A 15793-nucleotide genomic window follows, 5' to 3' on the forward strand; every position below is an offset into this window, starting at 1 on the left:
TCACAACTGTTGAAATACCGATCATCGGCAGGCGGGAGCCTGCCCTACTTGCTAGCAATACATGGTGCATTCCGAGGACTGCATGCACCCTACAAATGGACGTATGCCGCCTCGGGAATTTCAGGTGATCGTTGACCATGCGGCATCCTTATCTCGACATTCCCGAACTGGCAGGGCTTCATGGAAGTGGGCCGCTGGTTCGTATCCCGATGCAGCAGGATGTCCCTTTTACGGATCGAGTCCGTGCGCTCGTTGATACCACCGAGTTTCAGCGACTGGGACATATCTCACAACTGGGGCTTTCATCGCTGGTTTATCCGGGAGCCACACACACTCGCTTTGAGCATTCTCTGGGAGTCTTCCAGAACGCACTGGAGTACCTGTGGCAACTCGGTCGAGATGAACGTTTTCAGGCGATTGTCACGCCCCGGCATGCCGAGATGTTGCTGGCAGCCGCCTTGCTGCACGATCTGGGGCATTGGCCATTCTGCCACCCGATTGAAGATCTCGACCTGCCGGATATTCCCCATCATGAGCATTTTGCGGCTCAGTTTCTCTCACGCGATCGAGAGATCGGGCAGGTCCTGCTCAATCAGTGGAAGATCGAACCCGAAGAGGTGCTCGATCTGTTGGTCAAAAGGACCGATGAGCCGGCACTCAATTTACTCCGATCGATTCTTTCGGGCCCGGTCGATATCGACAAGATGGATTACCTGGAGCGGGACAGTCTGCATGCCGGTGTCCCTTATGGGCGAAACTTTGATCGGCAACGATTGATCCGCTCTTTAGTTGTTAACCAGGCAGGCGATGGGTTGGCAATCAGTGCCAAAGGCCGGACGGCTGCCGAACTGATGGTCTTTGCGCGGTATGTGATGTTCAGTGAGGTTTACTGGCACCATGCCGTCAGGTCGGCGACGTGCATGTTCAGCCGCTCGTTTTATGAACTGAGACATCAGCTCGATCTGGCTGCATTTTTTGAGAAGAGCGAATGGGAAGTGACTCAGGAATTACGGTCGAAAGCCAAAGGCACCATTGTGGCACCTCTGATGGAAGGTGTCTTTGGTCCAAGGCGGCAATTGCACAAGCGTGTGCTGGAATTCAGCGAGCATCAATCCCCTGAGCTGTATCGGATGCTGGCCGGCAGGCCCTACGAAGAACTGGTGCAGGTGATGGAGAGGCTGACAGACAGGCTTTCTGCAAAAACTGGTCAGGCATTCGGCCCGACAGATCTGCTGCTGGATGCCCCGCCTGTGCATAAAGAAGTCGAATTTCGAGTGACGATCTGGTCGCCCAAAACGGGCACTTACCAGCCTTTGCAGGAAGTTTCGCCCGTGGTCGATGCTCTGGCGCGAACGCAGTTTGATGATTTCGTCAAACGTGTGCGACTGTTTGTGAAAGCCGATTGGAAACCGATATTGAAGGATCTGGCAGGTCTGGAAGACGAGCTTGCTGCCGCCTCGCGAGCGAGCTAAGTCAGCTTCAATTTACCCCGCATGAAAGGCTTTCGCGGGAGAGGTTTATCTTTGCTTCTTGAGGCGAATGCGAAAGATGGTCCACATGGTGCCATCGGGTTCCTGTTGCCGATTCCAGGTGATCTCACCGCCATGACCCGTCGCGATTTCCTGAGCCACAGACAGGCCCAGTCCGCAGCCTTCAGGACGTGTGGTGACAAATGGTTGAAAGAGTGTTTCCTGAACATTCGCCTGTGGCCCGGGTCCATTATCACAGACAGAAAGTTCCACTTCGTGATCAGTGGTCAGACATTTGAGAACCACCGTGGGTTTGAACTTTAATGAAGCAGGAAGCTGGTCACTCGCTTCTGAAGTCAATTCCAGCGAACTGGCGGCTTCCAGAGCATTGATCACCACATTCGACAGCATTTGCTCGAGCGAGACGAGATCACCTCGGACTTCAACTTCCCAGAATGTTGAAGTGTCTTTATGCAGCTCCACGTGCCGGTGTCTCGCCAGAGGTTCAATGAGTTGCAGGACTCCGTCTGCCAGTCCACTGAGTCGGATCATGGTCTGACTGGGCGAAACATGGCCCGAGTTTTTGTCTGTGGAGTGAACTCGATCGGGCCGACTGAGTCTCAAAAAGCGATCCAGATACAACTCCATCCGCTGCAGCTGAGCCAGAGCAATCTGGACGGATTCATGATCACTGGATGACGAATCGCCACGCTCACTGAATTCAAGAGCCATACGAGCCCCGAGAGCGGCATTTCGCAACTGATGAGCAAAGCCTGCCCCCAGTTGCCCTAATGTTCTGAGCTGTTCGCCATGACGAATCGATTGATGCAGTTGTACTAACTCCTGGGACATCGAGTTCACATTGACGATGAGATCGCGGATTTCATCATTGCGGCGGGGAACTGGGAGTAATGATAAATTTCCCCGCGCGATCTGGGTTGTTTGGGAGGCCACGTCCAACAGCGGGCCAGTGAGTCGCCTCGAGATCCAGATGACAATCACCACACAGACAAAGGCGGCCAAAGTCCCAGCAAGCACAGGAGGGAGTGCAGTTCGCCACCACAGACTTTGCCAGCTCTCGACCGGCAAAAGAATAATCAGCCGAGAGGCAGGGCCTTGAGGGAGGCCGACAGACCGCTCGATCGTACGGGTGAGCCAGTCTTCGCCTCCGGCATGGATGTTTTGGGGTCGCGAAGGAGTCCCAATTGAGGGAAAGGAAGCCATCATCAATTGACTGGTTTCGAGGGAAAGTTGTGAGCTTTGATAGGTGATCGAGTTTTGTGAGGACGAGGGAGCAGCTAAAGCGACAAATCGGGCTCCAGTCAGTTCCTCCAATTGTTTGAAGACGCTGGCATTGAGTGGAAATGACGCTCTTTGCAGACTGGCACTGAGTTCGTTGATACGGGTCGATTCGTTGGCTCTGGCAGTCGCAATCGCCAGCCAGGCATTCGTCAGTGAGGCGAGAAAAAATCCCGTGATAAGAACTGCCAGAAGTGGTTTAAGAAGTTGCCACTGCACCGATTCTCTGGGCTGAGTGTCAGGAGTGGGTGAAAGCGAGTCTCCTCGGAATTCAGCACGATCTTTCGTGGCTGTATCTGAGGGGCTGGAATTGATCGGCAAGCTGGCCAAAATCGTGCTGCCTGGCTTAAGTGTAGTCGTGGGAAATATGCTCTAGGTGCATTGTTTCACGCCTCCGCCAGACATGCCAAGTTTGCAGAGTGAGGATCCAGAAAAATTGAGAAATTGATCAGATGCCAAACGTGAATCATCGAGATCGAGAACTACGCAACTTTGCTATGTCCAAGAAAGTGGAACAATCCTTGCTGCGGTCTATTTGTTGTGAATGGTTCCATTTGGAATATGAACAAATACATCATTCTGCATTGAAATACTGCCACACCAATCGAGGCCTCTATGCCGTCAGGAATTGAGTATCTGAGTTGGGAATTGTTGAAATCTCCAGCAATTGAATTTTTCCGTCGGCATCAAGGTGGGCGATTGAACAGTCACCTGAATCCAGTGGCTCTCCGGGATGCGGGAATGGGTCGATTCACGAGATGGCTCGGGCTCTCATTAAGCGTGCTGCTCCTGGCGACAGTTTTGCCTAAAACCACAGCACTGGCCTGCACGACGGCAGTGATTAGCGGGAAAGCGACACGCGATGGGCGACCACTTCTGTGGAAGAACCGCGATGCCCCGAATTTCCGTAATGAGCTCGTTTTCATCGAAGATGGCCGGTACAAGGTGCTGGCTGTGGTGAATGCCGGTGCCCGTCAATCGATCTGGATGGGGGTCAACAGTGCCGGGCTGTGCATCGAGAATTCGGTCACGAATGATCTGGCATTTCCCAAGACTGCCAAGGGGTTGGGAAATGGCAGCTTCATGCTCAAAGTCTTGCGTGACTGTGCCACGGTCGCAGATGTCGAGAAGCTTCTGGAAGAGACGAATCAGTCGGGTCGTTCGACAGCGGCAAACTTTGGTGTGATCGATGCCCAGGGCGGCGCTGTGCTGTTTGAAACAGCAAGGGCCAGCTATCGCAAATTCGATGCGAATGATCCACTGGTCGCCCCCCACGGGTTTGTTGTGCGGTCTAACTTTTCCATCACGGGCAAAAATGCAGCGCTCAAAAGCGAAGGAGCCACCGGCCCAACACTAAGCGACCATCCCTCACGGGCGGACCTTTCGGATGTTTATTCAGCTGAGCGATACTTTCGTGCACGCGAACTCCTGGAGGAACCTTTCAAGGGTCATGACGATCAGAAGAGTGGTCCTCTCGATGTGCGTTATCTGTTGCGGCACGTCGCCCGCGATCTCGCTGATGCTGCAGGAACACCGTGTGCGGGCAGTGTGAATTCGCCCGAGGAAGAACTTCCTCCATTCATTGAAACAAAAAATACGATCAGCAGGACGACGACTGTTTCGTTTGTCGTATTTCATGGTGTGAAGCCTGGAGAAAACCCGCTGCTGACGACCATGTGGGCAGGATTGGGCGATCCCAAGTTCACCATTGCTGTCCCCTGCTGGGTGGGCATGCGACAAGTGAGTGTCGATCTGCGAGGTGAAAAAGAAGGCGGGCCAGTGGGCGTCGCAGCCCGTCAACTGCGCCAGGTCTACTATCGCCAGCAGACAACGGCCAACGACACTCCGGTCGCGGCATCGACTTCGACTTCATCGACAGCGGTAACATCGGCAGTCAGTGGATCGCAGACGGCGAGTGATGCCAAACCTGCCGAACGCGGCGAAGAATCTGAACGCGAGGAAGGGGCATCGAGCAGCAGTGGTGCCGTCAGTTCCGGGATCAGTGGGATTGAAACGACCGGGCTTAAGCCGATCTGGGAGTCGGTCTGGAATCAGGAAGATGAAGTGATTGAACGTGTCGAGCGACTGCTCGCGCAGTGGCGTGCCAAAGGGGTCAGCCCGATCTCTCAGCAGATGATCCATGTGCAGTCAGCCGAGCAGGGTTTGACCGCTCTGCAGGAGGCGGTGCGGCAAGCCGAAAAACTTTTCCCGGCTCCCGGGAGTGTCCCTGTCGTGCCAGCCACGCCTTTGAATCCGCCAGTTCCTGCCACCAGCGCCACGAGCGAGTGAAAACTTTCGGTGAGATGGAAAGTATTGCTTCTAACAAGCCTTGAAACATTTAGTGTTTTGGGGCCAGTGAACTTGTTCGGTTTCCGAGATTCAACTTCGCTCCATAGTATGGGGTGGCTGGGGTTGAGCGTCTTCGCGAACCCCCAGTTCGTGCCGAAAATCGCTGGGGGTTCGAAGGCTCAACCCCAGCCACTCGCAGTGCAGTTGTTGATTGGAATCCGTACTAATGGGAACTCTGCTCTGTGGTGTTCGAGGTGGCGACATTTCTGCTCAACCAGCCTCACTTTGCCACTAAATTTATCAATCCTCTTGCTCTAGTCCACGAGGTGTGGCAGTCTGTCTGTCCAGTCTCGCTCGATTATCAATCGAGTCGAGATTCCCGCGGACCGAGAAGTCTGGAGCCACCTTCTATCGGTTTTGTTCCATGGGCCTGATTGGGTTTTCTTGTGGCACCTGGGTCTCAGACAAGATAGGCAGTTTGTGAGAAATATACCCTGGTTTCGCAGCATGATTATTCAAAGTGTGATTGGTCGCTGTGCCATGATGGCGGCTGGCTGGATAATGTTTTCGGATCTGCCAGCGGTCGTGGCTGAAGAGACCGCTGCCGCCACTGGTGTCGTGGCGAAGATCGATGGCGTTGGGCCCGGCTGGAGGGCTTTGGGCAAAGACGACTTTACCAACGTGAATTGCTACGAGGATACCTGGACCTGGGATGGTTCATTGGTCAAATGCACGGGCAAGCCGGTGGGTGTCATTCGCTCGATCAAGCCTTACACGAATTTTGAGCTGGTGGCTGAGTGGCAGCACCTGCGTGCCGGTGGGAACTCGGGAATTTTTGTCTGGGCCAGCGAACAGGCATTGAACAGCATCAAGCCTGGACAGCTTCCCCCGGGCGGTATTGAAGTGCAGGTCCTCGATCATGGCTATACCGAACAATACGAGAAATCGACTGGCAAAAAGGCCGATTGGTTTACTTCGCATGGGGATGTCTTCCCTGTAGGTTCATCGAAGATGAAGCCTTTTCCACCCACAGCCCCCAATGGCCAGCGTTCGTTCCCGAGGAAAAACCTCAGCAAAGGGATCAACGAGTGGAACCACTACTATGTGCGGGCCATTAATGGCGAGATCCGCCTGTGGGTGAATGGCGAGGAAGTTTCGGGCGGTGAAAAGTGCGAACCCGCGACAGGATTTCTCTGCCTCGAATCGGAAGGGGCTCCCGTAGAATTCCGCAACATCCGGATCCGCGAATTGCCCTAAAGACCAGCCTGACGACCAAAACTAGAGTCAGGCCAGACGGTCAACTTTTCCCAGAAGACACATTGCACAACATTCGCTGCAAGTGATGTCTACGCCTGTCAATTGAACTCATGCAGACTGCTCGAATTCGCCGAGCAGTCTGCCAATGAGCACCATTGAGGCCACCATATCTGCAGAAAATCTGCCTCAACCTGTGGAGCCTGGATCGGCTGCAAAGGTTGAGGCAGATCATTTGCATCGTGGAACCACTCTCGATGAATCTAATAGCGGGGCGACCCTGGAAGCTCCGCGAGCGTTATCCATTCTGATGTCGTTTGCCTTCTGGATTCTGCTGGCACTGGTGAGCCTCTCGTTTGCCACACTGGTGCTCTCTCCCAAGCTGCATCGACGGGAAGTGCTTACAAAACAGTATCAGCAGAGCCTTTGGGAATTGGTCATTCTCCAGGAACAGACGCGATCTCTCCGGGAAATTGCCAAGGCGCTGGAGCACGATGAGCGCTTTCAAGCGGAGCTGGCCCGTTCTCAACTGGGTGGAATTGGCAATAACGAAGAGCGTTATCCACTTCCTGAAAATCTGCTATTGGCATATCCCTTGGAACCACCTGCTCCCCAACTGCCAGTCCCACCCGCGCAGACATGGAGAGAGTTCTGGATCGAACGATTTGCCACAGATCAGACCTTACGGAGCGGTTTGATCGTGTTTTGTGTAATCGGTTGCTTGTTTGGATTCGGCTGGCTGCATGAGGGAGCCTGGCATCATTCACGTCTGCGGCCTGTGAGAACATTGAGCCAGTGGATTGCTGTGCGCTATGCACGCAGGGATCGATCTGCCACGTGATTCATGTTTGCACAGAATGCGTCATCAAACGAAAAATCCCCTGCCAGACAATTGTCTGGCAGGGGATTCCGATGTTCCAGTAAGCCGCCTCAGGAAGAGGCGATTCAACTAGATTGAACCACCTTCGGTTGTAGCAACGGTCGAAGCGCCGCAAACGATTTCGCATGTGCCGTTGAGATCGCAATCATCAACTTCGTCGTTGTAGCGTGAACCAGCGGTTGCACTCTTGAACTTGGGGGAAATGGCCTTGAAGCCTGTGAAGTAATAGCTCTGATCGAGACGGCCGATAGCGTTCGACAGGTCGTTCAATTCGGTGTTGATAGCAACAGCGACTTCGCTGAGGCCAACGATCACGCCGATGACGAGAATGGTGAGAACGAGAACGAGTTCAGCGCTGATGATGGCGCCGTTTTCATCGTTGAGCAGGTTACGAAACATGTGTGAAACTTTCTGTGTGAACTGTTGAGATGAGACACCAGCACAGCGTGTTTTCACGCTGCTGCAAACAACTGTGGCGAGCTGTTTGCGATCCCTGAGGGCACAACCTCAAGAATCAGACGAACGGGTTGTGTGATTGCCGGCCGACAATGCACACGCTGCGCAGCTATTGACGAGAAGAGAGCGAACTCTCTGAAGTCCGAGAGAAATTGGTCGCAAACCTCGTCGTTGATGACGTCGTTTCGACTGACGCAAAGGCGAGCTTTGGACGCGTGTCGGGCGTGGCAACCCAACGCATGAATCGTTATGCACGCATGATGCCAGCGTGTTGACATTGACCCACACTGGAGGTGCAGCCGGAGATAATCGAAAGTACGTAACACCTTGATGTAAATGACAATACAACCATTTACCCGATGTTGACGAAAAACGTCATACCGCCCGTTCCACTCAGAAACTGTTCAAAGAGATGAACGGTCTGTATCGCGCCGCGATTCGCCATTTTTACATCTTTACCAAAAGAAACAGCCCACAAAGAGAGGCTGAATGTTAGGGGCGTGGTCTTTTGTTCATGTTTGTGATTTCGCTTGGCATTTGACCAGCCAGAGTTCGTCCCGATGGCAACCCATTCTTGAGAATCTGCCGGGTTGAGCGGGTTTGTTCCGTAGGTGAGCGACCGCAAGAAGGGTTATAATCAGCAAACGTCGATCTGATGGATGATGAGAATTTCATCCAGGTCGTTGTGAGATACTGAAGACTTTTGCCAATAAGAATTCTGAGAGAAATGAGAATCTCCGCTAGTCTCTTCGCAAGGCCTCGTCATGAGCATTGCGTGATTTTGGGGGTGATCTGAACCTGCCTGAACTTGCCACAATCGCACGGTCTCACTTGCCCGAGGCAAGTGACCGTCGTCCTCTGCCTTGCCAACCTGACTCCTACGCAACATGAATTCAACACCTATGAACATGGCTTATCGTCTCCTGCAGGCTGAGCATCGGCCGATGCGCTATCACTGGTTCTTTCTCTGCATGGTGATGGGCTTACTGGCAGGTTGCGGCGAAGCACCGGGAATTCGCCAGTACGAAGTGACCCGACCAGAATTTGTCGAGCGGGGAAATGTGGATGTTCCTCAGGCACCGCAGGTTGAACTTGAACCTGCGACAACCTGGGGAGCTATTTGGCCACGAGGGAACCAGGCGTGGTTTTTCAAAGCGACAGCTTCTCCGGAAGCGGTCGCAGGGTTGGCGACGAAATGGAAAGAGTTTGTCGCCAGCGTAAAGTTCAGCGATGGAAGCAATCCCGAATGGACGCTTCCGGAAGGCTGGTCACAACTCCCGGGGAATCAGTTTCGATTTGCCACACTCGTGATGAAAGATGCAGCGGGAGCCCCCATCGAGTTGACGGTTTCCTCATTACCTCGATCTCCCGAACAGTGGGACTCACAGCTCGATGCCAATCTTTCCCGATGGAAAGGTCAACTGGGGATCGGGCCCATGGAGAGTTCTTCTGTTTCTCAGACGACGGAAAAGCAGGGTGACGATGAGGTCGTGTTCGTGCTGATGCAGGGCAGCAGGGCGAAAGGCCAGGGGATGATGGGTGGTATGTCAGCTCCCGGGACTGCTTCAACTGCGAATATGCCTGCAGCAGAATCAGGCCAGACAAAGCCACCGGCTGTCAATGAGATGCAGAAAATGGTGGAAGGAGAGATCAAGCTCACTCCACCCGCAGAGTGGAAACCCGGGAAGTTAAATGCCTTTCGCAAGGCGGCTTATGAAGTGACGCGAGGGGATGAGCGTGTCGAGATCACCGTCATTGATCTGGCTGGCGAATCGGGCGGGTTGCTGGAAAACATCAACCGCTGGCGTGACCAGGTGGGAATGCCAGCGATTGAACTTGCAGCCCTCACTTCTGAACTGAAAAACGTAAAGACAGCCAATGGCCCTGCGCAGCTCATTGAGATTGAAGGTTCAAAAGGACAATCGATTCTGGGGGCTGTTTTGCCTCGTGGAGATCGAACATGGTTTGTCAAACTTCAGGGGAGCACACCACTGGCCCAGCAGGAGAAGGCCAGGTTTCTGGAGTTTCTGGAGACCAGTGCCTTACCTTAGAAGTTGTGGATCACCCTGGAGTATTGAGCTTTTGTGATCTGCCTGAAAATTGATACTTACGATTTGAGCCGAAAATCGTCGTCATTATCGAGAGACTTATGTTTCCAGCCCGAAGCGGCTGCCCATGATTTTCACCATTGAAGAATTCGCCAGCTTTTCAAACCAGCGGCTCTTGGGCCGACGCCAGGATCATGCAATATGGCCACTGAATTTCTCCCCCGCACAGCCCTCAATGAACTGAATGTTCCGGCCATTTCGAAACCTGGCTTACTGGGCCTCGTTCGATCCGTCTTGATGCCTCTGGCTTCGTTGAAGTTGACAGTCGTGCTGTTCGCCATGGCAATCTTTATTGTGCTGGCGGGGACGCTGGCCCAGGTGGAAGACGATATCTGGGTGGTGATCCGTGATTACTTCCGCACGCCGATTGCATGGATCAAGTTTCAGATATTCTTCCCCCCTTCGTTCTTTCCAGATATGCCCAAAATTCCGGGTGGTTTTTACTTCCCGGGGGGGTGGCTGATTGGAACGATCATGGCTATCAACCTGCTGGCAGCTCACACCGTTCGCTTCACCTTTCAGGCGAAGGGGCTGCGTCTTTTTTCCGGAATCGGTGTGCTGCTGGTGGGTGCAGCCATGACCTGGGTCGTCATTATCAGTGGTGATAATGCCAGTGGAATTCTGCCCGAGAATCAACAACTTTACGATCAACTCTGGCTGTGCCTGAAGGTCAGTGTCTATGCTTCGTTTGTGCTGCTCTTTGCCTCTTTATTCTGGGTGCCACTTTCAAAACCTGTGACCTGGGGATTGCTGGCAACAGGTCTGGCCATTTCAATCGCGGGCATCATCTGGTTGCTCTTTCCAGGGAATAGCGAAACTCCCAGTCCCTCTTCGATGCGAATTCTCTGGCAATTGACCAAAGGAGGTCTGGCGGGCGGATGCTTACTGGCTGGCTGTCTGCTGGCCTTCGGTCAGCGCGCGGGGATTGTGCTGCTCCATGGTGGAATCGCCCTTCTGATGCTCAGTGAAGTCCTGGTAGGCACGCGAGCTGTCGAAGCTCAAATGTCGCTCTCGGAAGGACAAACACAGAACTTTGTACAGGATGTGCGGACTGTTGAACTGGCCATTTCGAACCCGCTCAATGACAAAAGCGAATCGGTGACGGTCATTCCTAGCAATGTCCTGCTGGGAGAACCCTGGGGTTGGAAGCGCTATCTCCCCGGCTTTCTGGGTGGTGGTTCAACAGGGGGAGCTCTTGATGAGACGTTGACCGACCCCGCGTTACCTTTCGGCATACGGATTCACAAGTTTTACAACAATGCCCAGATTGTTGATCCCAAATCGTTTGCCACAAATCCTGCGACGGCGGGCCATGGACTCAAAATTGGTGCCATAGCCGCTGAGACTTCCAAGGGGACGGATGCCGGTGGCAAAGTCGATATGCCGGCGGCGTATATTGAGCTGTTCAAGAATGACGGGACTTCGCTGGGAACTTATCTGGTTTCAGCACTCCTGGCGGAATCGGGTGAAATCGATTCTGTCGATATCGATGGGAAAAAGTATCAACTGGCACTGAGGTTTGAACGTCATTACAAGCCTTACTCGGTCACGCTCAAAGATGTGCGGCGTGAGCTCTATATCGGTACCAGTACACCGAAAGACTTTTCTTCGGATCTCCATATTTACGACCCTGCGCGACATGTCGATCGCGATGTGAAGGTCTGGATGAATAATCCGCTGCGATTTGCAGGGGATACGCTGTATCAGACGGGTTATCACCAGAGTCCGCAATCGGGGGCTGAGTTCTCCACGATCTCGGTGGTGGCGAATCAGGGCTGGATGATTCCTTATGTGAGCTGCATGATCGTGGCGATTGGGATGCTGGCCCAGTTTATGATCACGCTCTTGCGGTTTCTCAATCGCATTCAGAAGCCTGAGCCAGCTGCGATGAGCATAGCAGAGATCAGCGATGATCCCCGTCGGCGACCTGCAAAGCGACCTGTGGTTGAAGACGAACCCAAGCCCAAGACGTGGGGAGTGTGGGGCTGGATTCCAGCGGGAGTCGCAGTGCTGGTCTTTGGAGGTTACATCGCTGGCCAGAGCATGCCGCGTTCGACACCTTTCACAGAGTTTGATCTGGCCTCGTTCGGTGAACTCCCTGTCGTTTCGCAAGGACGTACCAAACCATTCGATACCCTGGCGAGAACATCACTCCAGGTCTTGAGTGGTAAATCGACCTATGCCGATGCCAACGACAAGTCGCAACCGGCCATCCGCTGGCTGCTTGATATTATGGCGCAGCCGCGAGTGGGTGGTGATCACCGGGTGTTGCGGATCGAGAACTTTGAACTGCTGGCACTTTTGGGGCTGGAGCGTCGCCCTGGTTTTCGTTACAGCCCGATGGAAGTGGCTGATAAGCTGCCGGAACTGGCCCGTCAGGCAGATCTGGCTCGAGAAAAACCTGCGACTGAGTTAACGGCTTTTGAGAAGAAGCTGCTGCAGTTTGAGCGCCAGATTGGCCAACTCGATCTGCTGACTGCAGCCTTTGGATTGCCGCGGATTGGTCAGGAGAACCCGGCTAACGATCTGCGTGAAGCGATTCGTCGTCAGCAGGCGCTGGAAGTTCGTCATCCACCACTGGCAGTCCCACCGGCTGCAGATGAAGACAAATGGCAGACATTTGCTTCCGCCTGGACGATGGGCATTATTCGTTCGGTTCTTTCTCGCGAAGAACAGGACAGCCAGGCACTGTCTTATCTGGTCACGATCTACTCCTCGTGGGCAGCCAATAAACCTCAGGAATTTAATAAAGCGGTTGCAGATTATCGGGAGTGGCTGGCGACACAGAACCTCAAAGATGTTTCGCTGACAAAGTTACGTTTTGAAGCCTATTTCAACCGGGTCGACTGGTTTACTCAGGCGGCTGTGGTGTACTTGGCGGGATTCGTGCTGGCCATGCTCTCGTGGCTCTTCTGGCAGAAGCCACTCGGGAGAGCCGCACTGGCGCTGCTGATTCTGGGCGTCATTGTGCATACGTTGGCGCTGGCAGGCCGGATGTATATTTCGGGACGACCACCCGTAACCAATCTGTATTCTTCGGCGGTCTTCATTGGCTGGGCCAGTGTACTGCTGGGGATTTTGCTGGAGGCGATCTATCGCAATGGGATTGGCAATGTGATTGGAGCGACCGCTGGATATGCCACACTCCTGATTGCCTGGGGTCTGGCGGCTGATGGGGATACGTTCGATGTGCTGCAGGCCGTGCTGGATACACAGTTCTGGCTGGCGACACATGTGACGTGTATCACGCTGGGCTATGCGACCACTTACATCGCGGGGCTCCTGGGGCTGATCTATCTGGTGCGTGGCGTGCTGACGCCTTCGCTGACTCCAAACATGCACCGCGAGCTTTATCGTATGACCTATGGCGTGTTGTGTTTCTCAATTTTCTTCAGTTTTGTCGGGACGGTGCTCGGCGGACTGTGGGCGGACGATTCGTGGGGCCGCTTCTGGGGATGGGATCCGAAAGAAAACGGCGCCCTGATGATTGTGCTGTGGAATGCACTGGCATTGCACGCCCGCTGGGGAGGCCTCGTGAAAGAACGAGGGCTGGCAGTCCTGGCTGTGATGGGGAACATCGTCGTGAGCTGGTCGTGGTTTGGCGTGAACGAACTGGGTGTCGGGCTGCATTCTTATGGGTTCAAAGAAGGAACCCTCTTCTGGCTGGGCCTGTTCGTCCTTTCGCAATTGGTCGTTGTGATGCTGGGGCTGGTTCCTAAAGGGTTCTGGTGGAGTGCCCGGAGACATCCGGAACTGCTGAGTTATTACGACCGTTAACTTGTTGGGCCTGATGTGTTCTCCCACGCGGACGCGGGCATAAGTCTTACTCCTTCTCCCGTTCCGACGGGAGAAGGCCGGGATGAGGGGAAGAAATAACCAGTGCAATCAGATCACTTCGACTTTCCACCGGCAATTCGATAGCCCAAGGTCTTGAGCTGATCGGTGATTCGCTGTAGCTGCTGCCCCTGAATGATGAGATCGTCTTCCTCAATCGATCCACCAGCTCCACACGTCGATTTCAGACCTGTCAGCAATGCAGCAAAGTCTGTTGTCTCTCGCTTGAGACCGCGCACGATCGTCACAAATCGATTCCCTTTGCGCTTTTCTTCAAACAGTTTCACCGTTTGAGTCTTAGGGTCGGCCCAGGTGGGAGCTTTGACGACCGGCGGGCAAGCGCACTCGTCTTCCAGCTTCTGACACACCTCACATGTCGGTGGCCTGTCAAATGCCGTTCCGGCAAAGAGACGAGTCATGGCAGGTCACACTCACTTTCCAGCAGCCAGAATCTCGAGTAAACGGGTTTCCAGAACCGCATCGGCAATCATTTCTTTACTGCCCGACTGCAGATCTTTGACTTGCCATTCGCCCTTCGCGAATTCATCGCTCCCTGCAATGACTGCCAGTCGGAAGCCCTTCCGATCGGCATACTGCAATTGCTTGCCCAGCTTCTTCGCTTCGGGATAAACCTCAGTCGCGATACCTGCCGCACGCAGGCGGCGGGCCAGATGCATATAGGCCCCCAGCTTCGATTCATCGAACTGGGGCACGAAGACCACTGCAGGTGTTGTGGCATGCCCGATCATGCCCAGTTCTTCCATGGCAGCCAGCAATCGATCCAGGCCCAGGCTGGCACCAATCCCGGGCAATTGTTCCTTCGTAAAGAGCCCGGCGAGATTATCGTATCGACCACCCGAACAGACACTTCCGATGGTGGGAAGGGCTGTCAGAAAGGTCTCGTAAATGGTGCCGGTGTAATAATCCAGACCACGGGCAATCGAGAGATCAATCGTCACGGCACTGGCGGGAATTCCCGCTTCTTTGGCTGCTGAAAGCAACTCTTTGAGCCGGGCGACCCCTTCACTGGCTTTGGCATTTGACGCCAGCAGTTTTTCCAGTTGATCGAGATCGGCTTCGCTGGAAAGCAGATCCAGGACCTGCGCAGCCTGATCACTGGAAAGGGAGACCTTTTCAACCATCTCGGCCAACACGGCTTCCCGACCGACTTTGGGGAGCTTATCGATCGCTCTCAGCACACCCACTGATTTCTCCGCGACACCCAACTGCTCTAAAACACCATTGAGAATCAGTCGGTTATTGACACGAATACCGAACTGTGGCTGACCATTTTGAGTAAAGCCAATCGCACTGAGGAGATCATAAATCACCATCAACGTTTCGATATCAGCCGCATTCGAGAGGGTGCCAATCGTGTCGAAATCACATTGGACAAACTCGCGATAGCGTCCCTTCTGCGGCTTTTCGCCACGCCAGACGGGAGCGATATGATATCGCTTGAAGGGCAACCCCAACTCACCCGCATGCATCGCAGAGAACCGTGCCAGGGGGACGGTTAAATCAAACCGCATGGCCACATCGCGGTCGCCGTTATCGCGGAAGCGAAAGAGCTGCTTATCCGATTCATCGCCACCTTTGCCCAGCAGAATCTCGCTGTATTCGAGCACAGGGGTATCGATCGGACTGAAGCCATAGCTGCGATAAACCCGGCGGGCCGTCTCCATCAGCCGCTCACGAGCCATCATGGCATCCGGCAGATAGTCACGAAATCCACCCAGGACACGCGGTGTAATCAACTCAGACATAAATCCACTTTTCAGGCAGTCAACAGGTTCAAATATTCAAAAATTGCTGTCAGCGACAGGGGGCTGCACAAAATCTCAGGCAACTTCCCACGGAGGGTTGAGACCTTTGTGAACCGAGTAGAGGCCAAGCCTGAGCACAGGTTCACAACTTTGCCCAATCCGATCTGAGACAACAGCAATTCCCGCGAACCGATTGTTATACCAAGCTCGGCAAAGCATGGCATGTCAGTCGCTGTCGAACGCTTTCACTTCAAACTTGCTGACATGTTCGGGCATGGCAGCCTGTATGGCTGATTTCATCCTTTGGCCGGTGCCTGAGAGAGTCGTTAAGACTCTTTCCTTGGATACAACAGCAAAGCCAGTCAACCGATCAGGAGGATGTTCGCGCATCAGGTCATCAAATCGTCACTATGCATTGAAACAGTAGTAGACTTTTGT

Annotated in this window: 10 protein-coding genes; 6 read left to right on the forward strand and 4 right to left on the reverse strand. The window is 53.8% G+C overall.

Annotated elements, in window-relative coordinates; translation table 11 throughout:
- Positions 1-137: 137 nt before the first annotated feature.
- On the forward strand, positions 138-1472 hold the full coding sequence (locus tag PLIM_RS00085; protein WP_013108299.1) for an HD domain-containing protein: 1335 nt from the start codon (positions 138-140) through the stop codon (positions 1470-1472).
- Positions 1473-1517: 45 nt separating this feature from the next.
- On the opposite strand, the gene PLIM_RS00090 is transcribed toward PLIM_RS00085, so the two are convergent.
- On the reverse strand, positions 1518-3098 hold the full coding sequence (locus PLIM_RS00090) for a sensor histidine kinase (RefSeq protein ID WP_041400859.1): 1581 nt from the start codon (positions 3096-3098) through the stop codon (positions 1518-1520).
- Positions 3099-3383: 285 nt separating this feature from the next.
- Here PLIM_RS00090 and PLIM_RS22085 point away from each other — a divergent pair, with 285 nt between their 5' ends.
- From PLIM_RS22085 to PLIM_RS00105, 3 genes are all read left to right on the forward strand, one after another.
- Positions 3384-5057, forward strand: coding sequence for a C45 family peptidase (locus tag PLIM_RS22085; protein ID WP_013108301.1), 1674 nt, complete (start codon positions 3384-3386; stop codon positions 5055-5057).
- Positions 5058-5564: 507 nt separating this feature from the next.
- The gene (locus PLIM_RS00100) at positions 5565-6314 is read left to right on the forward strand and encodes a 3-keto-disaccharide hydrolase (RefSeq protein ID WP_013108302.1); all 750 of its coding nucleotides are present in this window, start codon (positions 5565-5567) and stop codon (positions 6312-6314) included.
- 145 nt (positions 6315-6459) lie between these two features.
- On the forward strand, positions 6460-7152 hold the full coding sequence (locus PLIM_RS00105; RefSeq protein WP_013108303.1) for a hypothetical protein: 693 nt from the start codon (positions 6460-6462) through the stop codon (positions 7150-7152).
- Between the two features lie 108 nt (positions 7153-7260).
- On the opposite strand, the gene PLIM_RS00110 is transcribed toward PLIM_RS00105, so the two are convergent.
- Positions 7261-7590, reverse strand: a complete 330-nt coding sequence (locus tag PLIM_RS00110; protein ID WP_013108304.1) for a hypothetical protein — start codon at positions 7588-7590, stop codon at positions 7261-7263.
- 944 nt (positions 7591-8534) lie between these two features.
- Here PLIM_RS00110 and PLIM_RS22090 point away from each other — a divergent pair.
- A complete protein-coding gene (locus PLIM_RS22090) occupies positions 8535-9698 on the forward strand; it encodes a hypothetical protein (protein WP_148226924.1) in 1164 nt (387 codons plus the stop codon).
- A gap of 198 nt (positions 9699-9896) precedes the next feature.
- Complete coding sequence (gene ccsA, locus PLIM_RS22095; protein ID WP_013108307.1) at positions 9897-13532, forward strand: cytochrome c biogenesis protein; 3636 nt, start codon at positions 9897-9899, stop codon at positions 13530-13532.
- Positions 13533-13645: 113 nt separating this feature from the next.
- On the opposite strand, the gene PLIM_RS00135 is transcribed toward ccsA, so the two are convergent.
- Both PLIM_RS00135 and hisS read right to left on the reverse strand, forming a co-directional pair.
- Entirely contained in the window at positions 13646-14008 is a 363-nt protein-coding gene (locus tag PLIM_RS00135; protein WP_013108308.1) for a translation initiation factor, read from the reverse strand.
- A gap of 12 nt (positions 14009-14020) precedes the next feature.
- Positions 14021-15346, reverse strand: coding sequence for a histidine--tRNA ligase (gene hisS / locus PLIM_RS00140; protein ID WP_041402515.1), 1326 nt, complete (start codon positions 15344-15346; stop codon positions 14021-14023).
- Positions 15347-15793 lie beyond the last annotated feature (447 nt).

This window comes from Planctopirus limnophila DSM 3776, from assembly GCF_000092105.1.
Taxonomy (GTDB): Bacteria; Planctomycetota; Planctomycetia; order Planctomycetales; family Planctomycetaceae; genus Planctopirus; species Planctopirus limnophila.